The organism is Chryseobacterium rhizosphaerae, from assembly GCF_003385455.1.
Classification (GTDB): domain Bacteria; phylum Bacteroidota; class Bacteroidia; order Flavobacteriales; family Weeksellaceae; genus Chryseobacterium; species Chryseobacterium rhizosphaerae.
In genome coordinates this window covers 338,064-363,292 of record NZ_QNUF01000001.1, presented here as the reverse complement: position 1 = coordinate 363,292, position 25,229 = coordinate 338,064, and the positions used below count along the sequence as shown (strand labels likewise).

Here is a 25,229-nt window from a genome sequence, read left to right as displayed (position 1 = left end):
AGATGTGTATAAGAGACAGCTCTAAAAGAAACTCTAATTTTCTCTATTAATGTATCCTTTGTGATCCCATTTTTAGTAAGATTAAAAATCTGATTTAAAATACGGTTATATTTAGTCTCAGAAACAGAAAAAGTTTTCTTATCACTTGACTTATTTACAGACTCTTCAATATATCTGTACTTATTACCATATCTTTTCATCGTGTTATTTAAAAAAAGAAGTATGTTTTCTCCTTTCAATTCAAATTCTTTTTTAACAATTTTATATAAAAAGGAATTATCAAATTGTTGAGATATTCTTACAGTAGCAAGATCAATTTGGAATTGATTTTTATATAAAATTTCCCCTGCCATAACTCCCGAAAAAAGACCAAATGGTGTACTTCGAGTACACATTCGAGAATAATATTTATATAGACTTATATTTAGTTTAAGTCTAGTATCATTATCGATATGCTCTTTTTTTAATTCAATTTGTAAGAATCTATATAATTCATAACTTGCTATACATATTGCATTTCTAAAAAAACTATCGTTAGAAAATAACTCAAACAAAAAATTATTTCCATGATTATAATTTAAAACTTTATCAGATGAATAAACTGGAAATCTTAATATAAATCTGTTTAAACATACATATGGATTTTTATTCATTTGCTGTTGTTTAATGAAGTTTTTTTATTGTATTAACAAACATCTATCCCATAAAGTCTTCTTCTTTGACATGAATGTTATTAATGTCAATCCAATACCAGTAATGCCATTAAGAATGTTTGTTTCGTTTTTATAATCGCCTCCGTTATATGCCTTAAATCCTGCAAAACCATCTTGGAAATTGGATCTATTTAGACCATCTTCTAGCCAAAAAATATAGGCATCTTTCATTGCTTCTATCCCACTTAATTCATAAAATCTTTTAAATAGTAGAGATATTCCAAATGAGCCGTGACATACTCCAGCATCATTGACCATTGATTCATTATATAGTCTTCTTAAACTTGTTCTAATCATAATATCAAAACATATTTTATCTATTTTTTCTAATTTAAGAATCATATTTGCTCTATATAAGGAGTTTACAACTCCTAAATCTCCATAGCACCAAGCTAAGCGGCTCATGTTATCATCATCTTTATTTAAATCATTTATATTTTCCAATCTTACCTTTGAAGGAAATACAGAAACATTTTCATTATTAGAGTATTTTAAAATAATCATAAGCAATTTATATGATAATTGCTTTGCCAATAAACTATTTATTTTAGATTCTAGTACACGGGTCAAAAATGAAAGTATACTGGGTATACCATGAGCTAATCCAAAATTTATCTGTTTCTCATATTCTAATGGATTGACATACTCCCAATAAGTATCCTCACCTTTAGATACTGATATTAACTCCAATTTTTCAATAAAAATCAATATATATTCTAAGTATTTTTTTTTAAGCTTTTCATTGCCAGTATTGTTATATCTTTCTAAAAAATAGTATCCATATCCTAATGCTCCATGCAAAAAATCATAATTCCCTTGGTTTATTTCCTGAATCATTACTTCATAAAAATATTCATCAAAGCTTTTTATATTTTTATCAATATTAAAATCAATAAATTTGTTCTTTTTCAAAAAGTCAATTGTCCATATAGCACCAGACATTCCATTACAAAATGTAGGAAGCATCGTACCAGAGTTGACAACATCAATAATATATTCAACATATTTTTGTCCCCTCTCTGAATATAAAGGATCATTACAATATTTAGAATAATAAAATAGAAATATAGGAATTCCAGATATTCCACCTAAAACTCCAATGTTTTTATTATAAAATTCATTTTCAATAATTACTGATGATATTTCTTTAAGCTTATTCTCAGCACAATTTAATAATATTGTATTCACTGTAAAGTTATTTTTATCTAATACAATATAGTTATTAATAATAAGAGATACGATACTAAAAACCGCCTTTTCTGGCGGTTTTTAGTATGAAAATGTATTAAAAAATATGTATTAATTTTTGTCCCAGAAAAGTTTGGTGGTCAATCTATCTCCCCCTATAGCCGCTGAAGCTGCAGACCAATTTGTCCCATTAGTTGTTTGCTCTCTACCAGGATATTGTAGCCTCACAGGAACTTTTCCTCCTGCATTACTGATCGCTGTTTCAGGAGCAATCAATACTGGATAATCTAATCTTCTGTAAAAATTCCATGAAGTTAAGCCTTGATTAAACATTGAAACCCAAGCTTGTTCTCCAACTGATTTCTTCCAGTTAGAATTATCGTAGGGATGGGCTGCAATATAGCTTACCGCTAAGTCATCGGCAATATTCCATTCTTTCATAGAAGCCCTAACTGCATTTTCATATTCTATAGCTGCATTTCCAGTATTCCATCTTGCAGCTGCTTCTGCTTTATAAAAAGCTACTTCTGTATATGATAATATAGTTCCTGGTGTTGTTCTTGTATATGCAAATGTTCCAATTCTCGAAAATACATCAATCAATCCGGCTTTTCCCGGTTGCTGACCAACATATACCCCATCTTTGTTCTTCTGATAATAAGAAGAAATCCTGGGATCATTTGTATTAATCATATAATCTACAAGTGTTTCTGCCGCAATAAAATCATCCCTGCCACTTGCTACTAATTCTGAATAAAGCGGATTAAAATTGGGGGAAGCTAACTGATACGGTAACTGACAGCCATCCGCAGAAGACATCATTACTCCTCCACTTATAGCTACCTGAGCAATCTGTTGAGCCAAAGTAGGGTTAGAATCAGCTATTCCAATACTTAGTTTCAGTAACAAAGAATTTCCGAAAACCTTCCATTTTCCTGAGTTTCCTTTGTAGAAATATTCTCCATCTCCAAAAGGAGTTCCGTTTAAATTAGTCAGAGCTTCTTGAGTTTTTTTTATTAAATCAACATAAATATCAGCTCCTTTATCATATACAGGCAATGGATACTTAACCAATTGTAAAGATTGAGAATAAGGAACATCTCCAAAAGTATCAACAATAGTTTGGTAGGTATAAACCATTAGTAGATCAATAATTGCCAGTTGACCTTTTTTCTTAGCATCCCAAGTAGAAATTTCTGATGGAGAAGGTGAATAAGCATTAATAATCTCACGTGCTTTTTGTAGATTATTTAGTACTTTTACATAATTTTCATTCCAAACACCATCTGCAACATTCCTGTTTACAAAGTTATAATTACTCTCACTTACATAAGTGGTTTCCTGCCAATACTGCATCAAAAGCCTAAAATTATTGGTGTTAACATTGGGTGTATTATTATAATCACTTAAAGCTTTTTCAGCATATGAAACAAGTGATTCTGCTGTAGTTGTATAAGCGCTATTCGGGTCTTTATTTATATCGTCGGTTGAACAGCTATTAAAGAATAATATTATTAATAGTGATATGATTCCTATCTTTTTCATTTTATTTTTTTTTTAGAAGTTAGCTTTTAAACTAAAAGAAATATTTCTGGTTGTAGGCATTGGACCAGATTGCCATCCTTGATAATTTCCGGAAGAAAGTCCTGCTTCGGGATCTGCATACGGTAAATCTTTATGGATAATCCATAAATTCTGTCCAACAATACCGATTGACAAACCTTTCAAGAATGTTGAAGATAAAACAGAATCGGGAAATTTATAAGTAATTGCAGCTTCTCTTAATTTCACATAACCTGCCTTATAAATAAATGCGGAAGCCGGTGGATCAGTTTCCAAACTTTGACTTGATTGAGATTTATCCAATCGAATATCATTGGCAATATAGACACCACTACCAGGGGATGTTTCTCTAACTCCAGGTAAAATAACCCCTCCTCCGTTTGCAATCGTATTCCTAACCGGATTTCCTAAATCGTTCATTCCAACAGAATCAGGATAAATACCTGTTCCATAACCATAATATTGATCTAGAGAAAATACTTTACCGCCATGTTTAATATCAATTAAGAAACTTATCGATAAGTTTTTATATCTTACAGTATTTCTTATACCTCCCATCCAGTTAGCCTGAAAACTTCCCTGATCCTTATTGGTAGCATCTGAAATTAAGTAATTACCCTTAGGTCCAACAATTCTCTGTCCATCTTGTGTATATACATAATCGTTAGTCCAAAGTGTACCATAAGCCTTATTAAGGGGAGCATTCACACTAAACCCTCCCTGCGAACTACCTAAAGAAATATTTTCTACACCAGAAGCCAATTCCACCACTTTAGTAAATGGATTAGACCAGTTCACATCAATATTCCAATTAAAATTTTGCAATTTGACTGGGACTAAATTAACAGTAACTTCAAAGCCTCTTGTTCGTAAAGTACCTGCATTTTTAAACTGACTTGCTGATCCACTTCCCATGGATACAGGCAATGCAAGGATTTGATCAAATGCCTTATTCTGATACCAAGCAACATCAAAACCTAGTCTATTATTTAAGAATTGCATGTTAAGTCCCACTTCAACATTATCCAACCTTTGTGGTTTTAAACTCTGGTTTCTAGCTGTTGTATTATAAGCATACATTGGGGTTAAAAATGGGTTTTGGGCTGTATAAATATCGATCAATCTATTGGGATCTGTATCAGACCCTACTTGTGCATATGCTGCTCTAAACTTACCAAATGTTAACCAATCTGCTTGAACAAGATTAGACAAAACAATACTGGTAGAAACCGAAGGATACCAGTAAGCATTATCACTTTTTGGAAGTGCGGTAGATTGATCTCTTCTAATGGTACCTTCTAAGAAATAAGTATCCCGATACCCCAGAGATAACTGAGCAAATGCACCAAATATTTTCTTAGATGTATCAGTTGTCACAGGAAGTGGCAAAGCCCCTTTAGAGTTTGATAAAGTATAAACATTTGGAATTAATAATCCACCGCCGGTTGACTGTCTATTTGAATAAAAATTCTGAACATTTAAGTTAGTCCCTATCAAACCATTAATACTTATATCATTCAACTTTTTTTTATAAGTAGCTAAGAAATCATAATTATACTCAGATACATCATACATTGTTAATGCATATCCGGATGACTGTGTAACATTTCCATTTAATCCGAATCTTTCAGGATAAGAGCCATTAGCTAACCGCTCATCAACTCTTAATGTGTAACCATCACGGCTTACTCTTGCTGTCAAATTAATATCCTTGGTAACATCATAACTTAAGGAAGTATTTATAGCAAGCCTGTTTCTTTTATCAGTTTCAAAATTTTCATAAGCCTGAAAATAAGGATTATTCCAGTAAGCAGGAGATGTATCGCTTGGGGATTTGATATTCCATGTGAAATTTTGATGTGATAAACCGTATAAATATTGTTGATCTTTAAGGTCTACATTTACAGGCCACCATTGTCTGAACCCTGACACAATATTCCCCGAATACCCTGTATAGTTTCTTCCTTTTGTATTTTGAGTTACAAAAATAGTGGAAAAGGTCCCTGTTAATTTATCATTGAACTTGTAAGACGCGTTACCAGAGAAGTTATTTTTACTCAAGGAGGTATTAGGCATAATATCAGTTGAGTACGTATTACCATAAGAAAATCTGTAAGTAGCAACATCTGACCCTCCATTTAATGAGAAATTATTATTATAACTAGTTCCTACATCAAAAAACTCTAAAGGACCATTTTTTGCAGCAACCCATGGAGTGGCCATATCATAATTTCGTGACCCTGGAATAAATGCACCATATTGATAAACCTTTAAATTAGGATCAAATTTTGGACCGTAAGAAGCATCATCTCTAAAATTGGCCGTATTAAGACCTTTATATTCGCCAGACCAACTTTCTCCATTGTACCCTTGTCCATACTCTTTTTGATAAGTAGGAAAAGTACTTTTATCAATGCTTGATATTGTTACTGATGACGAAAAATCAATTCCTAAGGCTTTATTCCTCTTTCCTTTTTTTGTTGTAATAACAATTGCACCATTTTGTGCTCTTGAGCCATATAAGGCCGTAGCAGCTGCACCTTTTAATACGTTAAGACTTTCAATATCATCTGGATTAATATCAGCTGCGGCATTACCCAAATCATACCCTCCACCACCTGTTGTTTGACTTGCTGAGTTAATATTATTATTTAAAATAGGTACTCCATCAATAACAAAAAGAGCTTGGTTATCGCCTAGCATAGATTTGTATCCTCTGAGGACAATATTAGTTGATCCTCCAAAATTCGTTCCGGCTTTAATATCCAAGCCTGCTACTTTTCCCGATAAATTATTCAAAAAATTAGTGGTTGGAACTTCACTGATTTCATCTCCTTTTAATTGTTGAGATGAATATCCCAGAGACTTTTTATCTCTTTTAATTCCCAGTGCAGTTACCACTACACCTTCGATTTCATTTGTTTTAAGAGTATCCTTCTTCTGCTGGGCATTTGCAACTGCCACCGAAGAGGTAACTACTAAAACAAGAAGACTCGTTGTTAGTTTTTTCATAATCAGATTTTAATTTTTGTATCCGTACAAATTTGTAAAACCTTCTAAACAAGTCAAAGAAAAAAAATTAAAAAAATATAAAACACTCAATATAAAACGATAAAACATGTTTATTAATTGATATTTTAAGTTAAAATCCTAATTAATAAACAATAAAATAAAGTTTCTTATATATATTTATCAAAAATTGAATTTTATAAAATGATTTCAAATATCTACCTCTTAAATTGCCATAAAAAAAACACAACAGACCAAAAATCAATAAAAAATCAACAATCATTTAGCAAAAAATGAGAGTACCCCCTACCACTAATTGTTTAATAATGAAAAAACAATCCTATTATTAAATAAAAAAAACCGCCTTTTGGGCGGTTTTAAATATGAATGTTGTTAAAATATGTGTTAGTTTTTATCCCATATTAATTTAGTATTCATTTCATCTCCTCCAATTGCAGCAGATGCAGCTTGATAATTAGCTGTATTTAATGTCTGAACACTAGTAGGATAATATAATCTATTTGGCAAATCAGTTAAACCTGAAATTAATGAAGTAAAAGTATAAGTTGTTTGTCCTCCTGTTGTTGGAACATTCAGATTAGCAGTTTGTCCAGGCTTCAATAAAGTATTTGGATAACCGGTTCTTCTGTAATCCGCCCATGCTTCATATGGCTGCATAAACAATGCTACATATTTCTGCGTAAGTACATTTTCCTTGGAAGCTGCTGGCAAAGCATTAACATATGTATTAATTGCTGCTGCTGCTACTCCCCATCTTTCCATAGAAGCCTTCACTCCTTTAGTATAGTTAGCCTGAGACCAACCATTTGCCTCACTCAATAGGAATTCAACTTCAGAATACTCCATCAATACCTCCGTATAGCCAGGTTTTAAGATATTTTTACTAAAGAAATTAGCTGTTTCTGTCTGACTAGCTGTTAATGAACTTGGAATACCATATGGCATACCATTAAAATCAGCAGGATCTGTAGATTCAACAGATGTTCCATTAAGTATCTGTTTTTGAGTGGTACCAACCGGGCTCGCATATTTAAACAAACGTGGATCTAAACCATAGCTACCTGTTTGACCTTTAAGTAGCTGAACAAAAGTTTTTGAAATCGCAAAATCGGTTCTCGTACGGAAATTATCAAATAAAGGTGATGGATTTATAAGATTATCTTCGTATTTAAGTCCAACATTATCAGCATTAGACGTCATAACTCCTGAAGCAATAGCATCTGTTATGTGTCCCTCTGCTCCCGGAACAACTCCTTTTACTCTTGTAGCTACTCTTAATCTTAGAGAGTTTGCAAATTTCTTAAGCTTCTCTCCAGAACCAAACAGCCCATCTCCTTGAGTAAATACAGCCTTATTTGTACTAATCATCTCAGAAGCTTCTTTTAACTCCTTCAAGATATCTGCATATACCTTTTGCTGGCTTGCAAATTTAGGTTGTAATGTTCCATTAATATTGAGTGCCTGAAAATCAGCATCTTTATTTCCAAATGAATAATAAGGAATATCACCAAAAGAATCAGCCAAAGTAAGGAATACATATGAAAGCATTACTCGTGCTGCTGCAATTTGATTTTCGTTAGGTCCATATACATTCATTTGAACCTTTGTTGCCGGATCTGTATTTAAATCTATAATTTGCTTATAATCCTGGGCAACTCTGTAAGAAAAGCTCCATAAAGACACCCCTGTTGATAATCTGTATTGATATCTGTCTTCTTCTGTATACCCCGTTTGTGCAGAATACTGAACCCATGGCAAAACAATTCTACCTGATTGCCATTCATCTCTTGTATTATCCATTAACTCCTTATTCGCACTGTTAAATATTCCATATGTTAACGGCTTATCTGTTGAATTAGGATTTGTATCAATTTCATCGAATTTATCTGAACAACTATTTGATACTACAGATAATGTAAGTACAGATAGTATTAATACTATTTTTTTCATTTTTAATTAAAATTTAAAGTTAACATTGACTCCAAAAGTCCTTGTTGATGGTAAAGAACCACCTTCCATACCTTGAATGTTCCCTGAACCATAAGAAGTGTTCTCTGGATCAATTCCCTTATTAGCCAGATTCCAAGCAAATAAGTTTCTAGCAAAAGCAGAAATTCTAATTCCTTGGAAAGCACTACCAATAAATGATTTAGGTAATTCATAACCAATGGTAACATCTCTTAATTTAATATAGCTTGCATCAAAAACGTTTTGAGCATCCACTGTATTATAATATGTACTACCCCAAGTTTGAGCATCTAAAAGAATATCATTTGGAGTACCATCTTCTTTCACTCCTGGTAGAATAACACCCGCCTCTCTGTTTCCTCCAAGCGCAGTCTCTTCTAACATTCCAGAATACATTCCCCACATATTTGTGGTAGAGAAGTATTTACCACCTTGTTGGATATCTATAAGAAAGGATAAACTTAATGATTTATATTTAATAGTGTTTCTAAAGCCCATATTATAATCAGGAAGGATTGATCCTAAAGATTTAATATCAGAAGCTTTATAGAAACCATTTTCATCTATTACTTTATTTCCATTACTGTCATATACATAATCAGTTCCAAAAATGGTTCCGTATGCCTGACCAACCTGAGCTACTAACTGTGCTCTAAATGGAGCATTCGTAAGTACATAATTTTGTAAATCCTGATATAAATTCACAAGCTTGTTTCGGTTTCTTGCAAAATTCCAAGTTAAATCCCATGAAAAATTCTCATTTTTAACAGGAGTTACCGTAACCATAGCCTCAATCCCTTTGTTAGTCATCTCACCGGCATTGATATTTCTAAATAAATATCCTGTTGCAGGGTCTACAGGCAGTGCAATAATCAGATCTTTAGATTTTGTATCATAGTATGAGAAATCTACACTAACTCTATTTTTAAAGAAACTCGCTTCAAGACCAATTTCTTTAGTTATTTTTAACTCCGGATTGATATTAGGATCATTAAAGGTATTTGGGTTAGAATATTTAGGAGCACCGTTAAATGGAAGTCCTATCTCCGTGTATGTAAGTCGGCTGTAAGGAGCAGTACCTAAAGCAATACTAGACCATCCTGCTCTAATTTTACCAAATGATAACCAATCTGCGTCAAGTACTTTAGAGAAAACAAAACTACCCGTAACTGATGGATAGAATTGATCATCATTTAGCATTGAGAACCAGTCATTTCTTCCGGTAGCCTCTAAAAATAATAAATCTTTATAGCCTAAAGATACGGAAGCAAATAAACTCTTAATAGATGAATGAGTGCTATTATTTGTTGCTAAAGAGTTTTCAACACCATTATTCAAGTTATACAAATTAGGAATTACCAATCCTCCTACTGTTGTACCTCTTAGCCAGCTTAATTTATTATCTCTAATATTAAATCCAGCAAATGCATTTACACTAAAATCTCCAAAATTGTTGTTATAGTGAGCTCTACCTTCATAGTTAAATTCTGAAAGTGTTCTTTTCTCCAGAGTATAATTTGAAACTCCCTGTGAACCTACAGCGACCCTTGTACTTATATTTTGTGTATAAGTATCACCATATACTTTTCCAACAATAAAGAAGTGTTTATCAAAATTATATGTTAATCCAGCATTTCCGAAAAATCTATGTCTGCTATCATCTGAAGTATTTTCAAAAATTGTCCAATATGGGTTATCAGAATATTTTGGATCCCCATTACTCCACGAGGTTCTGTTCCATGTTCTCTGACTACCGTCTGCTAATTTATAATCTTTTAATTTTGCAAAATCAAGGTTTCTTTGCCCGAATTGATAGAATTTTTGAGCAACAGAATTGTCCCCATAGCCAATTTCTGGTCTGTTAAATCCTTCAGTATGTACATAATTAATAATAGCTTCAGCCTTTAATTTTTCTGAAAGCTTAGAATTTACATTTACACTAAAGTTATCTTTTTTAATTTTTGAAGTTGGGACAATCCCACTGATGTTTGTATTGGTATAAGATAATCTAACATTTGTATCTCCAAAAGATTTAGCTACAGATAGGTTATTGGTATAAGTAACACCTGTATCAAAGAAAGAATCTACGTCCTTAGTTGGAGCTACCCATGGAACGGGTTTCATATAATCGTTTGAAAACTCAGGATCAAATGCATACCATGGAAGGTACATCAAGTTGGGATCATATCGTGGTCCCCAGGAACCATCCGTTTGATACTCCTGAATATTATAAGTAACTCCATTAATATTTTGTGTAGGAAGTGTAAACTGAGATCCCCCTCCATATAAATTTTGCAATTTAGGTCTGATATATACACTTTCAAAAGAAACCCCTGTATTCAATTGAATTTCTGTTCTTCCTTTTTTTGCTGACTTTGTGGTATATAAGATAGCTCCATTTCCTGCTCTCGAACCATATAAAGCAGCAGCAGGACCACCTTTCAGTACCGTTACACTTTCAATGTCATCTGGGTTGATGTCAAAAGAAGCATCTCCATAGTCTCTACCTCCAGCACCCCTCTGAGTATCTAAATTATTAACGTTTGAGTTATCCAAAGGTACCCCATCTACGATAATTAAAGGTCTGTTTTCACCAGTAATTGAACTAATACCTCTCATGGTAATTCTGGTAGATCCACCCATTGTACTTGGTGCTGTAACCTGTACCCCTGCGATATTTCCCGACAATGCACTTACAGCATTAGTTTGCCCTGCATCAGAAATAAGGTCCCCTTTGATTTCTTGAGAGGCATATCCAAGAGCTTTCTTTTCTCTCTTAATACCTAATGCAGTCACCACTACACCCTCAATCTCTTTAGTCTGCGTAGCGGTATCATTTTTCTTCTGTTGAGCACTTACAATAGCAACAGATGAAGACAATACCACCACAAGAAGACTCGTTGTTAGTTTCTTCATATCAAATTTAATTTTGTATCCGTACAAATTTGTAAAACTTTATTAACAACACAAAATAAATTCTTAAAAAATTATTAACTGTTCAAAAATTTTCAAATAAATAAGCACAAAAATTATTAAAATACGTTAAAATTGTTTTTTTTAACAAAGATTGAAAAAAAATTAAACATTTTTCTTCCAAAAATACTAACGATTGTCATTATTGACATTATCTATGTAAATTTAAAATATTAGAGCAACATAAGATACTGTAAATAAATAACATACACACAAAATAAATCTTTAAAAGGAGCAATAACTCCAGCAATACAATGCATTGCATATTATTTTTTTTTATCTTAAAAATCGAAAAAACATTCTACAAACCGCGAGCAACAAGCTACAACCGTAAAAAAAAATCATAAAAATCATAAATAAATTAACGTAACAAAAGCACCAATATAGTACCATTAAGTAAAATTGTTTTTAGGTTAAAAAAAAGCAATTTTAAACCCTCTTGACAAATCATAAAAATCATATTATTATCGATCATTTATTTTAATTCATGAACTTAAAAATGATTTATTTTCAGAATTTCAAAAAACAGATGAAACCTCTGTTTAATAGGTTTGTTTTTGCTAATTTTACAGTCTTATGGCGGATATAAATACACAATTATTACATAGGTGGTCAGACGCTTATATTGAAGCAGGATGTGACGAAGTAGGACGAGGTTGTTTAAGCGGACCAGTGGTGGCTGCTGCAGTAATTTTAGATGATAATTTTAAGCAAAATTTAGTTAATGATTCAAAAAAATTAACCTTTAAAACAAGAATGGAGCTGGATAATTACATCAAGGATAACGTAAAAAACTATGCTATTGCTGAACTACCTCCTTCATTCATTGATGAACACAACATCCTCAATGCCAGCATCCATGCCATGCATTGTGCCCTGGACAAATTAACGATCACTCCTGAGCTTATATTAGTAGATGGCAATAAATTCCATCCTTATAACTTCATACCTCATCAGTGTATCATCAAGGGTGATTCAAAAGTTCTGTCCATTGCCGCCGCTTCAATACTTGCCAAAAACTACAGAGACAGATTAATGATAGAGCTGCATGAACAACATCCGGAATATGGTTGGGACACCAACTTTGGATATGCCACAAAAAAGCATCAGGAAGCTTTGATAAAGCATGGCCCTACAAAACACCACAGACAATCATTCCGATTGAAATATGATTAAAAGCAATATTCAATGAATTACATTCAATGATAGCCATAAAAAAAGAGAAGCAGTTAAACTGCTTCTCTTTTTTGTAGTCCTATATAATATAAGACTATTTCTTTTTATTTCTTTGTTGCTCCTGAGCTTTTTGCTGGTCCTGAGCTTTCTCCATCATTTCTCTCATTCTCTTCTGGAATTTACCTTCCGTTTTTGGCTTTTCTTTATTAGCCTGAATCTGAGCATGAATTTTCTTCTCATCCAGAATCACATACTTAATCACCAGGATAATTAGGATGTTGATCGCATTCGATACAAAATAGTACCATGAAAGACCGGACGCTGAAGTGTTCAGGAAGAATAGGAATGTAATTGGGAAAATATACATCAACACTTTCATGTTTGGCATTCCCTCCTGCTGAGGCTGCTGCATATTGCCTGAAGTCATCACCGTATAAATCAAGATAACAATAGTACATGCCAATGCAAAAATACTCAAGTGATCTCCCAGGAAAGGAACTTTAAATGGTAGTTTGATCAAATCATCATAGGCTGTCAAATCTTTTGCAAACCAGAATCCCTGACCTCTCAAATCAATAAAGTTCGGGAAGAAACGGAATAATGCATAGAAAATTGGAATCTGAACCAACGCAGGCAAACATCCCGCCATCTGATTCACTCCGGCTTTTCTGTAAACCTCCATAGTAGCCTGCTGTTTCTTCATAGGATCCGCATCTTTCAGCTTAGCATTCACCTCATCAATTTCCGGACGGATTACTTTCATCATTGCACTCAACTTATGCTGCTTATACATAATTGGAGACAAGATTAATTTTACAATAATGGTCATTAGGAAGATTACCCAGCCTGCTGTTAATCCCCAATCAGCAATTAGGTTATACATCGGCATAAAGAATCCACGGTTCATCCATCCGATAAAAGACCATCCTAATGGTAAAATCTCATCAAAGTTTTTATCATAAGATTTCAGTAATTTCAGATCCAGGGGCATAAAGTACCAAGTGAAATCTTGGTTTAATTCACTTCCCGTCATCTGAACAAAACCTTCATAGTTTAATTTTTTCAGATACTCACCCTCTTCAATTGACTCCTGATTTCCTTTACTCTGTGTGAAACCATTTTTAGCCTCAATAACAGAGGTGAAAAACTGCTGCTTTACACCAATCCAGTTAAGGGTTTCTTTTTCCTCCTCCATTGTAGTTCTTCCATCATAATCATAATCCTTATAATTATTGAAAGCATAAGAGAATTCTGAGTGAGACTGCTCCTGAGCTCTACCTTTTTCTAAATTTCTCACACTATAATCCCAGATAAAGTCTGCTTTATTGTCAGAAGTAATTTTAGAAAGTCCCTGTGTTCTTACTTTAAAATCTAAAGTATATTTGGGAAGTAAGGTATAAATAAACTGAATAACGGCTCCGTTATAATCAGCTGTTAATGTTACAACGTTTCCATTGACAGCAGGAGCAAAAACTAAATCTTTAGTGTTGACAACCTTTCCTGTTTTATCTTTAAACTGGAATCCGTAGTTTGAGTTATTTTTATTGATCAGATAAAGCGGAAGATCTGCCTGATCTGTTTTATGGTCATATGCTTTGTATTCAGAAAGCTGTACTTTAGAAACCTGGCCTCCTAAACTTGAGAATTCAACATTCAATTCTTTGTTAGACAAACTTGCTGTCTGGATGGAACCAGGAGTTACATTTGGATTGATATTACTTGCCTGAGTTTGTTTTACCGGGTTTTTAACCTGTTCAGTTTTCTGCTGCTCAGCTTTTAACTGCTCTTCTTTCGCCTGCTTGTTCTGGAAATAGAACATAAAGCCGAAGAGAACCAGGCATAAAACCGCGAAACTAATCATTTGCTTCTTATCGATTCCGTTGTTTTGTTGCATTTTATTTTATATTAAAATTTTAAACTTAGGATGTACCTTTATATGTACATAATTTTGAGCTGACAAAAATACTGTTTTTTTATCAAAACTCTATGCTTTACTACGTTACTATATAATAAACTCAAGCTGAGAATAATCAGCCTGAGTTTATAGTAAGACGTTTATGATAAAATTTTACCTTATTTCTTTTTATCCGGACATTTAGTATGCTTTATTGGAACCATGTAACGTACTTATACATTCTTTCCAAATACCAAACGATCTACTTGGATGTTTCGCAAGCCTTAATGAAAGCTCTGAATAAAGGATGTGGTGTTGCTACCGTACTCTTATATTCAGGGTGATACTGAACACCTACATAGAATGGGTGACCGGGAAGTTCAAGAGCTTCAACTAATCCTGTTTCAGGGTTTGTACCTGTAGCAAGGAAGCCGTTCTTTTCAAACTCCTGAAGATATTCACTGTTGAATTCATAACGGTGACGGTGTCTCTCGGAAATATTTTTGCTTCCGTAGACATCAAATAATTTGGATCCGCTTTTCAAAGCACATTTCCATGCTCCAAGACGCATTGTTCCTCCTTTATCTATTACATTTTTCTGTTCTTCCATTAACGAGATCACAGGATCAGGTGTTGCTGTATCAAATTCTACTGAATTCGCTTTGGTATGTCCAAGAACATTTCTTGCAAATTCAATCGTCATGATCTGCATCCCCAAACAGATTCCCAACATAGGAATTTTGTTTTCTCTTGCATATTTTGCAGTAAGAACTTTCCCTTCTATTCCTCTGTCTCCAAATCCCGGAGCTACAAGAATACCGTTCACTCCTTTCAGAACATCTTTAATATTCTCTTCTGTAATATCTCCACTGTATACCCATCTTACCTTCACTTCAGTTTCAAGATCAGCACCGGCATGTTTAAATGCCTCAGCAATAGAAATATATGAATCCTGAAGGGAAACATATTTTCCTACCAACGCAATCTCTACCTTCTTTTTAGGGTTCTGGAATTTCTTCAGGAAATTCTTCCAGTCTTTAAGATCAGCTGTTTTATCACTTTTCAGATCCAGTTCTTTCAATACTACATCGTCAAAATTCTGTTTCTGAAGATACATTGGAACCTCATAGATGGTTTCCAAATCTTTACACTCAATAACGTTTTCCAAAGCAACGTTACAGAATTGTGCCAGTTTTGCTCTTTGATCTTTAGGAATTTTATGCTCTGTTCTGCAAACCAAAACATCAGCCATAATTCCACTCTCCATCAATTGACGTACTGAATGTTGTGATGGTTTTGTTTTTAACTCGCCACTTGAAGCCAGGTATGGCAATAATGTTAAGTGGATAACCATAGAATTACTTTCTCCCAATTCCCATTTCAACTGACGAACAGTTTCAATGTATGGTAAAGATTCAATATCCCCTACTGTTCCTCCGATCTCTGTGATGATGATATCGTAGTTCTGTTTTGAAAGGATTTTAATTCTGCGTTTGATTTCGTTAGTGATATGAGGAATCACCTGAACTGTTTTTCCAAGGAAGTCTCCTTTTCTTTCTTTTTCAATTACAGTCTGGTAGATTTTTCCTGTAGTAACGTTGTTATTTTGGGAAGTAGGAGCATCAAGATAACGCTCATAGTGGCCTAAATCCAGATCCGTCTCTGCACCATCTTCGGTTACATAGCACTCTCCATGCTCATAAGGATTCAATGTTCCCGGGTCGATATTGATATAAGGATCAAGTTTTTGGATCGTTACGTTAAAACCGCGTGATTTTAGCAATAGTCCCAGAGAAGCAGACACGATTCCTTTTCCCAAAGATGAAGTTACACCTCCTGTCACAAAGATGTACTTTGTATTCTTTTTACTCATTAGATTAGGTTTGTGCAAAGTTAGGGGAAAAAGAAACACAAAGCAATCTTTTAGATTTTGAAAATACTAAAACAGCCTTCAAACAATAATAAAACCTGATTAAAAAAAATATTTATATTGAGTATAAACAAATCACAAAAAGCAGTACCCACCATTACTTCAGTATACATATTCAATCCAAATCACAAGGAGTTAACATATACCAATTGATGATTTTTGCAACCGTATTATCTATTATTCAGGAAAAGTAAATTTCTCAGGCTGAGAGCCTTTAGAATGATAAAAACAAAAAAAGGTTTCCATGGAATTGGAAACCTTTTTATTTAAGATGATATACAATTATTGTTTTACCAATTCAAGGTAAACGTTGATATCAACATCTTTTGCTACTCCCGTTCCGGTAGGGTCATATTTTATATTATAATCCAAACGGTTAATAGTGAATTTCCCCTGCAGTCCCATCACTTCTTTTCCATTCTTATTTTTTGTTATTCCACCAAATGTTACAGGGATGGCAATTTCCTTCTGTACATCTTTAATGGTCAGTTTTGCCTTTAACATATAAGGGCCGTTTTTATCTTTTACGACAGAGGTTCCTTCCAATAGTATTGAAGGATACTTACCTGCCCCAAAGAAATCATCACTTTTAAGATGCTTGTCTCTCATCTCTACTCCTGTATTGATAGTTTCAGCTTCCACAGCAATATCGAAAGCTGCATTTTCAAGATTAGCCCCTTTTGTAGTTACCGTTCCGCTGAATTTATCAAATCTGCCCTGAACAAAGCTGATTCCCATGTGCTTAATCGTAAAATTTACAGAAGAATGCATAGGGTCTATTGTCCAGCTCCCTTGTGCAAAACCTGCCACACTTAATAAAGCGAATACGAAGGATAAAAATACTTTTTTCATTGTAATTATATTTTATATTACTATTTTAATTAGACAAAGCTAATATATAAAAGATATTTCTGACATTGATGTATGTTAGTTTTTATTATTAAATCCAGTAAAACTTCGGAAAAAAAATGCATTTTTTTATAACTTCGCAGTATGGCAAAACTGAAAACAGCATATTTCTGTCAAAACTGTGGTTCTCAATACTCTCAGTGGATGGGACAATGCAAAAACTGTGGAGAATGGAATACTTTAGTGGAAGAGGTGGTAGAAAAACCCTCTCATAAGACTCCTCCGTTTTCCAAAACCAAACAGCATGTGATCAACATCATTGAAGTGGAAACCAGTGAGGAACCGAGAATAAAAACCCCTTCCGAAGAACTGAATCGTGTACTGGGAGGCGGAATCGTTTTAGGATCAGTTACCCTGATTGGCGGGGAACCCGGCATTGGAAAATCTACACTGCTACTTCAGCTTGCCTTAAAAATGAAGAAAAAAGTCTTCTATGTTTCCGGTGAGGAAAGTGCTTCTCAAATTAAAATGAGGGCAGACAGGCTTACGGATGTTCAAAATCCAAACTGTTTTCTTTTCACCGAAACATCATTGGAAAAGATTCTTCATGAAGCCAAAAAACTGGAACCTGATTTTATCATTATTGATTCTATTCAGACCCTTCAGTCTCAATTGATTGAAAGTTCCCCGGGAACCGTTTCTCAGATCAGAGAATGTTCTAATGAAATTATTAAATATGCCAAAGAAAACAGTACACCTGTATTTCTGGTAGGGCATATCACCAAAGACGGTCAGATTGCCGGCCCTAAGGTACTGGAACACATGGTAGACGTAGTTTTAAACTTCGATGGGGACAGGAATCATCTTTTCAGATTGCTAAGAGCCAATAAAAACCGTTTTGGATCTACTTCTGAAATCGGAATTTACGAGATGATCTCTCAGGGATTAAAGGAAATTAAAAATCCTTCTGAAATTCTGATTACCAAGAAATTTGAAGAGCTTTCCGGTAATTCAGTTGCTGTAACCCTGGAAGGAAACCGTCCGATGTTATTGGAAATCCAGGCTTTGGTAAGTACAGCCGTATATGGAACTCCACAAAGAAGTTCAACAGGCTTTGATTCGAAAAGGCTGAATATGCTATTGGCGGTATTAGAAAAAAGAGCAGGTTTTCAACTTGGAGCTAAGGATGTTTTCCTTAATATTACCGGAGGTATCAAAACAGATGATCCGGCTCTTGACCTGGCTGTGATTGCCTCTGTTCTTTCATCCAATGAAGATATTGCCATTTCCGAACACTTCTGCTTTGCCGGGGAAATCGGTTTAAGTGGAGAAATCCGTCCGGTGGCTCAGATTGAGCAGAGAATTACGGAAGCTGAAAAACTGGGCTACGAGAAAATATTTGTTTCCAATCTTAATAAAATTCCAAAAAGAAAATTCGGGATAAAGATTGAGGAAGTAAGTAAAATTGAAGATTTTCATGAAAGACTTTTTTAGTAAAACATAAAAAATGCAACTCGAAAACATTCAGAAGTTTGTCCTGGTATTGCTTTATGGTGGGCTAACCCTGCTCTCATTTACGGTATTGATAAATCCCATGAGGGTCAACAGGAAAGCCAATTTCTTTTTTGGAATGTTTTTATTGTTGTGGTCCAGCTACTGGGTCCTGGATATTTTACGTTTTTGCGGAATTCCTGCAGGGCCGTTTTTTATTGATTCACTATACGCTGTACAAATATTTACGCCCATACTTTTATTCTTCAGTGTTATCTTTTTTATTAATCCTGATTATAGGTTTAAAGCGAGAGATCTGGTTTGCCTTATCATTCCTGTTATCTACTGGATATTATTATTCTATTCTGATAACAATCCGATCATCCGCATTATAGTATTATTGATAGATGTTTCTCATAACCTGCCTTATATTGCTATCATTTATTTTAAAATAAGGAAACATCAGAGAAGAATTAAAACAATTTCTTCCAACACGGAGAATATTGACCTACAATGGCTTATCAAATTAAGTTTTCTGCTTTTCATAACGATTATCATCACAGTCGGTTACGAATTGTTTAACACTTTCATGTACAAAATGCATCAGCATCTGGTTATGGACCTGTTGTTTTTATTCATTGTCTACAGTACACTTTATTATGTGCTTCGCCAACAGGAAATCTATCCCGCCAACAAGGAACAGCGGAATGAGTTATTGGCCATAGAAATAGAAAATGAGCAAGAACTGACGGAAAGGAAGAAATTAATTTCCGATCATGAATTTGAAACTCTGAAACTGAGATTAAATGTTCTAATGGAAACGGAAAAACCTTATCTGGATGGTGATCTTAACCTCCTGAAACTTTCTGACCTGGCCCAGATTAATGCCCATCAGCTTTCTTATCTTCTGAATAATGGCTTTAATGAAAATTTCTTTCATTTTGTTAATAAATACAGAATAGAACATGCTAAAAAGTTATTAACAAATGAGTCTTTTACAAAACTTTCCGTATTAGGAATTGCATTTGAATCCGGGTTTAATTCTAAAACAGCCTTTAATACTATTTTTAAAAAAATGACCGGAATGACTCCTACTGAATTTAGAAAAAAGCAGGAAGGGCTTTAAATTTAAAAGTATTTACCTACGAAACATTTTCCATTCACATTTAATTCCTACCTTTAAAATATGAATTATCTGGCTCATTCTTTTCTATCCTTTACCGACGGACAGATCGTAGGACAATTTCTTGAAGATTTTATCCGGAATAAGGATCGTTTTTCATTTCCAAAGACAATTCAGGATGGGATTACTTTGCACAGAGCCATTGATACCTTTACAGACTCCCACCCGGCCATTCACGAAGCAAAAAAAGTATTTGCTCCCCTGGTAAGATTATATGCCGGAGCCTTTGTAGATGTTTCCATGGATTATTTTGTAGCCACGGATCTTTCCCTAAACTCTTTAGCGGAATGGAAAGCCCATTCACTGAAGGTCTACAGGGTATTGAATGAGCATCAGGAATGGCTTCCGGAGAATTTCAAAAAAATGCTGGTAAAAATGGAGCATGATGACTGGCTTTATAATTACCGTGAAGATTGGGGGATAAAATTCAGTATCCAGAATGTTCTTAATAAAGCCAAATACCTGGAAAAAGACATTCCTGTTTTTGAAGCTTTTTTAAAGAATAAAGATAAGCTTCAGCAATGTTATGATGATTTTTTTCCGGACCTTCATGCTCATGCAAAAGGTATCAATACTTTACTTCAGCTTGAAGGTTAACTAAAAAAACAGCTACATTCTACTGTAACTGTTATATTTTTATCTTTTATAGAATAATCAGAATTTAAAACTGTTTATACAGATACCGGTTAGGATAGGACAGTTTTTCGCTCTTCCGTTGACCATCTATGATAATATGAACAATATTAATCTGGTCATCAAACAGATTATACAGAAAACTAACAGCTGTTTCTATCTTCTTAGGATTCGCTACTGGTTCTGATTCCAGAAAGACATTGACGGATTCCTGATCTTCTTCATACCCAATATAACTGATTTTCAAAAACCGATTATCGGTCTTTAATCTGAAATATTCCAGACAATATTTTTGTAAAGCTTCGTTCAGCCTTTCTTTGTATTTTTCATCATTAAAATGAAAAGAACCGCCATATTTCTTACTCAATCCATTTTCCAGGTCATCTAAGAAAAATCTTCCGGCTACCTCAAATGTTTTTGATTTTGAGTTATAATTTATTTCTACAGAACCTACATGGTAAGGATGTACATTTTCAGCTCTGAAACTCTGACAAATGACTGTTAGCGATAAAAAAAATATTAAAAAAAATTTACCCGGCATTACTTCTATTTTTTGACAAATATAAAAAAAGCAGCAGTTATAAAACTGCTGCTTACTTATTATTATCATTTGACTGACATTTATTGCTTCACCACTTTTTTAGTTAGTGTTGTATTGTCATTCAGTGTAATGGTAAACATATAGACTCCTTTTACCAATGCTGAAACATCAATTTTATTTGAATCTCTAGTAACATTTGCCGTCTTAACCAATTTTCCGGATGCATCATGAATGGTTACCAAAGCTTTAGAATAGTTTCCTAAGAGAATATTGACAACATCTCTAGCCGGGTTTGGAGTGATATTAACTGTAGAATTCAGTTTAACATCCACTGTTCCCAATGCAGAGTTTGTTCTTACAAAATATCCTCCAAAACCTGCAGACTGGAAGCTTACTTCCCAATATTGGTAAGTATCATTCCATATCACATCAGCCGCATCAGGAGTGATGATTGTTGCAGCACTTCCAAAAGAAGCTACTGTACCTGTGTTTCCGGCACTGGTTCCTGTATATTTTTCCACTATTACATTCGCTTTATTGGCAACATCTGTAGGTGAAGTTGGCAATTTCAATACGTTTGTTGCATTGTAGGCATCAAAATCCGCCTGTTTAAAATATAATGTTACTTTTCCTGTTGCTGTTGAAGCATCTGTAGCAGGATTAATCTCATATCTTCTTGAAACATAATTAGGCTGTACATTATCAACCCATACTTTTGAAGTTACATTTCCTGTTACGGTACTTGCCGTTTCTTTTTCTACTCTTGAGATCAGCTGGCAGGCATTTGTAAAATAATTATACCCTGCAGCCACAGCACTTGCTTTTGTCTGGTTAGCAGTGGCCAGAGTTTTCACTTCTGCTACATTTTCATAAATGGTTGCTCTCATTTTAAGATCGAAAGTTCTGGCTGTCCAGCTTGTCCCGTCCGTTGAAGTTTTGCTTCGCCCACTTACTGCGATAGATTCATTTTTTATAGCAATTCTTCCGGCAAGACCATTGATCACAATATAAAAATCTTTTCCTGTTACCATCTGAATATTCATAGAAGAAAGATCAACATAATTCCAGGTAAATCTTTGAGTACTGTTTAGCCATGATGAAATTGTTTTTGTGGCAATAATATCCCCCGGATCTCCATTAGCATTTACTTTTCTCACCTGAATATCCACCGCAAGATCACTAGGAAGTGTACCGGATCCTGTAGAGAATGAGAATCCTCCCAATTTACCGGTCAGTGTCGGTGTATATCGAACAGCTAATAAAGCATTATCAAAATTACTGTTAGCACTGTTACTTTCTGTATTTACTACCACATAAGGTTCATCATATGTTACGATTTCAAAATTAGATGCCACACATCCTAATTCGGAAGTAACGGCTTTATAGATATCTAATTTTCCATATCCCCATCTTGCATTTGGAACAGTTCCTGTTGCTCCGTCTTTTCTTGCATTGGAAGTAAGACGGGATTTCACCTGTGCTGCTGTTAAAGTTGGATTAGCCTGAAGCAACAAGCCTACCGCTCCGGCTACTCCCGGTGAAGACATACTGGTCCCCTGATTTTTCACATAATAATCAGTTCCAATAATAATATCTGTAGTTCCCGGAGCCGAATTACTGGACCTTGATGAGATCACATTTTGTCCTGATGCCGTAATTTCCGGCTTCTGAACACCATCCACTCTTGGCCCCTGTGAACTGAATGCAGAAATTAATTCCTGTGGTGTAGTGGTAAGATAGCCTCCCACAGAAGAATACCAGCTTCCTCTTCCCATATAGGAAGCTACAGTAATTGCATTAGATGCATTTCCCGGAGAACCAACAATATATTCATTATCTCCGTTTTGTAACGTAGTAGCTACTCCCTGGCTGTAAAGCCATCCATGGGTATTAATGGTTTGAGTTCCGTTATTGGTAATTTCCAGTGTATACGTTCCCTGGCAGTTGGCCGTAGATCCCGTCACCCTATTCACCACTAGCTGAACATAACGTTTGTTGTTATCTGATCCCCAATAGTTATACATAGTAGCTGTAAATCCACCTCCCAAAATACTATGCGCAGTATTTGTACTTATATTCTGCGTATACTGCTGACCATCAGGTGCTGTCAGTTTTGCAGTGACTGCTGTATTATCATTAGCATACATGATAAAACTAAATACTGTGGCAGCAGAAGTATTACTTGCTACTGTAAAAGTATAAGACTGTACAGCACTTGCTTCTATATCAACCTTTCTGTGAAGATTTCCTCCATATTCGTTTCCGGCAGAAATTACGACTACTCTTCCCGGAGCTGATGTTGTAAAATCATTAACAGCCACCTCGTGAGAAGAAGTTCCGTCATGAGCACTTCCCTGTCCTCCGATACTCATATTTACAACGATAGGTTTATTTAATGCGGTGGCTACATTCTTAAAATACGTCAACGCATTAATGGTATTCGTAGTAGGAAAAGATCCGTTCCCTCCTTTTACAAATACGATATCTGCATCTGATGAGAACCCTTTATGTCTTTTATCTGCGAAAGCGGCACCGTTTCCGGCAGCAGTTCCTGCTACGTGAGTTCCATGTCCATTAATATCATTTTCACGAACAAAACCTGCAGGAGTACCGTCCAGCTCATCTTCAATCTGAGCTCTGGTATACTCCACTCCTGTTGCGAATCCTGTTGGAGAGACTTCACTTCCCTGTGCCGTCAGAGTCTGATCCCAAATAGAAACAATTCTACTTTTTGTCTGATCGTCCGCTTTTCTGAAATCAGGATGCTTCCAGTCTATCCCGGTATCATAAATTCCGACTAAAACACCCGTTCCATTATAAGCTGTATTATTGAAAACCCCATCCTGTAAAAGACTTGCCCCGGATTGTGCTCTGCTCACATCATTGTGAAGCTCGTCAAAGGTAGGCGCCATTACAGAAGTTACATAGGGAAGTTTTGTAAGTTTATCAATATCCTCAAGACTTACCAATGCCGTAGAAAAAGTTGGAAGCTGGGTCTGCACTAAAAAGCCATCCGCTTTCAATTTTTCCGGATCTTTGGTATAAATAATACATGAATACATAGTCTGAGCACCTTTAGAGGTCACCACCAGATGCTGATCCAATTTCATGTTACCATTCTCAAGCTCTTTTATAGGGTTTCCTTTTGATAAGCTCTCTTTATTTTTTAACAAAATATCAAAGCGAGAGTCCAGTTTTTGTACCTGCCCGTAAAAAGCATAGGAATACAATCCTAAAAAAGCAGCTGTAGCATTTCTAAGAAGCTTCGCTCCTCCACGTGAAATGTTTACTTTTGCAAAGAGTAATTTTTTAAAATCCATTTTCATTATATTTAACAATACAATTATACAATTTTTATCTCATTAAGCATTAATATATCATATTAATAATCAAACAAATCAAATTACACTAAAAACAATAATCAATTAACCAATTTAACATAATAATCAAAATCTAATAATCTATTGTAAAATGCAGGATTTCCTATTTTATTTAAACCTTGGATGGGAGCATATTATTTCCCTTGATGCTTTAGACCATCAGCTCTTTGTTCTGGCATTGATTGCTGTGTATTCTTATACAGACTGGAAAAAAATTCTGATCCTGGTAACCGCTTTTACCATTGGACATTCTATTACACTAGCCTTAAGCATTCTGGATGTTTTCAGGGTTCCTTCCGACTGGGTAGAGTTTTTAATTCCATTGACTATTGTTTTAACATCACTGGATAATATTATCATGAAAAATCAAAAGCAAACCTTAATGCGGGCCAATTATTACCTTGCTTTGATCTTTGGACTCATTCATGGTATGGGCTTCGCCAATACGGCTAGGGTAATGATTGCAAAAAGTCAGGGAATCACCATTCCGCTTCTAGGTTTCAATATTGGATTGGAATTAGGGCAAATTGTAATTGTTTTTATTATTTTAATCATTCTGTTTATTTTGCTTAAAATTTTAAAGGTCAATAAAAAAGATTGGGTGCTCTTTGTATCCTCCGGAGTATTTGCTCTATCCTTAAAAATGGCATTGGAAAGAATTCCTTTTTAACCTTGAAATATTTTCATTATTTCAACAGCTTATTATTATCTTTGATC

At 34.5% G+C, this 25,229-nt stretch carries 16 protein-coding genes; 5 read left to right on the top strand and 11 right to left on the bottom strand.

Annotation, left to right across the window (positions count from 1 at the left end; translation table 11 throughout):
* The 6 genes from DRF57_RS01635 to DRF57_RS01610 form a co-directional block, all read right to left on the bottom strand.
* On the bottom strand, positions 1 to 653 hold a 653-nt coding region (locus DRF57_RS01635), incomplete at its 3' end, for a lantibiotic dehydratase (RefSeq protein WP_185145887.1).
* 24 nt (positions 654 to 677) lie between these two features.
* Positions 678 to 1,901 (bottom strand): lanthionine synthetase C family protein, encoded by a 1,224-nt coding sequence (locus tag DRF57_RS01630; protein ID WP_157969868.1) that lies wholly within the window; start codon positions 1,899 to 1,901, stop codon positions 678 to 680.
* A gap of 111 nt (positions 1,902 to 2,012) precedes the next feature.
* Positions 2,013 to 3,446 carry a SusD/RagB family nutrient-binding outer membrane lipoprotein gene (locus tag DRF57_RS01625; protein WP_115916557.1) on the bottom strand — a complete coding sequence of 478 codons (1,434 nt, stop codon included), beginning with the start codon at positions 3,444 to 3,446 and terminating at the stop codon, positions 2,013 to 2,015.
* A 12-nt stretch (positions 3,447 to 3,458) separates the two neighbouring features.
* A complete protein-coding gene (locus DRF57_RS01620; RefSeq protein ID WP_115916555.1) occupies positions 3,459 to 6,476 on the bottom strand; it encodes a SusC/RagA family TonB-linked outer membrane protein in 3,018 nt (1,005 codons plus the stop codon).
* A gap of 402 nt (positions 6,477 to 6,878) precedes the next feature.
* A complete protein-coding gene (locus DRF57_RS01615) occupies positions 6,879 to 8,444 on the bottom strand; it encodes a SusD/RagB family nutrient-binding outer membrane lipoprotein (RefSeq protein WP_115916553.1) in 1,566 nt (521 codons plus the stop codon).
* 6 nt (positions 8,445 to 8,450) lie between these two features.
* Complete coding sequence (locus DRF57_RS01610; RefSeq protein WP_115916551.1) at positions 8,451 to 11,378, bottom strand: SusC/RagA family TonB-linked outer membrane protein; 2,928 nt, start codon at positions 11,376 to 11,378, stop codon at positions 8,451 to 8,453.
* Positions 11,379 to 12,011: 633 nt separating this feature from the next.
* Here DRF57_RS01610 and DRF57_RS01605 point away from each other — a divergent pair.
* Positions 12,012 to 12,611, top strand: coding sequence for a ribonuclease HII (locus tag DRF57_RS01605; RefSeq protein ID WP_047493291.1), 600 nt, complete (start codon positions 12,012 to 12,014; stop codon positions 12,609 to 12,611).
* A 94-nt stretch (positions 12,612 to 12,705) separates the two neighbouring features.
* Here the strand turns inward: DRF57_RS01605 and yidC are convergent, their stop codons facing one another.
* From yidC to DRF57_RS01590, 3 genes are all read right to left on the bottom strand, one after another.
* Positions 12,706 to 14,505 (bottom strand): membrane protein insertase YidC, encoded by a 1,800-nt coding sequence (gene yidC, locus DRF57_RS01600; protein WP_047493288.1) that lies wholly within the window; start codon positions 14,503 to 14,505, stop codon positions 12,706 to 12,708.
* A 262-nt stretch (positions 14,506 to 14,767) separates the two neighbouring features.
* Entirely contained in the window at positions 14,768 to 16,378 is a 1,611-nt protein-coding gene (locus DRF57_RS01595; protein ID WP_047493284.1) for a CTP synthase, read from the bottom strand.
* 339 nt (positions 16,379 to 16,717) lie between these two features.
* Positions 16,718 to 17,287: a YceI family protein gene (locus DRF57_RS01590; RefSeq protein ID WP_115916549.1), complete on the bottom strand. Its 570-nt coding sequence runs from the start codon at positions 17,285 to 17,287 to the stop codon at positions 16,718 to 16,720.
* Between the two features lie 141 nt (positions 17,288 to 17,428).
* Between DRF57_RS01590 and radA the strand changes: the two genes are divergently transcribed.
* From radA to DRF57_RS01575, 3 genes are read left to right on the top strand one after another with little or no spacing between them, the layout of a single operon-like run.
* Positions 17,429 to 18,778, top strand: coding sequence for a DNA repair protein RadA (radA, locus tag DRF57_RS01585; protein ID WP_047493277.1), 1,350 nt, complete (start codon positions 17,429 to 17,431; stop codon positions 18,776 to 18,778).
* A gap of 13 nt (positions 18,779 to 18,791) precedes the next feature.
* A complete protein-coding gene (locus DRF57_RS01580; RefSeq protein ID WP_115916547.1) occupies positions 18,792 to 19,901 on the top strand; it encodes a helix-turn-helix domain-containing protein in 1,110 nt (369 codons plus the stop codon).
* 60 nt (positions 19,902 to 19,961) lie between these two features.
* A complete protein-coding gene (locus tag DRF57_RS01575) occupies positions 19,962 to 20,555 on the top strand; it encodes an acyl carrier protein phosphodiesterase (protein ID WP_084085556.1) in 594 nt (197 codons plus the stop codon).
* A gap of 64 nt (positions 20,556 to 20,619) precedes the next feature.
* On the opposite strand, the gene DRF57_RS01570 is transcribed toward DRF57_RS01575, so the two are convergent.
* Together DRF57_RS01570 and DRF57_RS01565 are read right to left on the bottom strand one after the other, a co-directional pair.
* Positions 20,620 to 21,132 (bottom strand): DUF6702 family protein, encoded by a 513-nt coding sequence (locus DRF57_RS01570; protein WP_047493268.1) that lies wholly within the window; start codon positions 21,130 to 21,132, stop codon positions 20,620 to 20,622.
* Positions 21,133 to 21,212: 80 nt separating this feature from the next.
* On the bottom strand, positions 21,213 to 24,452 hold the full coding sequence (locus DRF57_RS01565) for a S8/S53 family peptidase (RefSeq protein ID WP_167449334.1): 3,240 nt from the start codon (positions 24,450 to 24,452) through the stop codon (positions 21,213 to 21,215).
* 151 nt (positions 24,453 to 24,603) lie between these two features.
* On the opposite strand from DRF57_RS01565, the gene DRF57_RS01560 reads away from it, so the two are divergent.
* The gene (locus DRF57_RS01560) at positions 24,604 to 25,182 is read left to right on the top strand and encodes a HupE/UreJ family protein (protein ID WP_115916543.1); all 579 of its coding nucleotides are present in this window, start codon (positions 24,604 to 24,606) and stop codon (positions 25,180 to 25,182) included.
* The last annotated feature ends 47 nt before the right edge of the window (positions 25,183 to 25,229 follow it).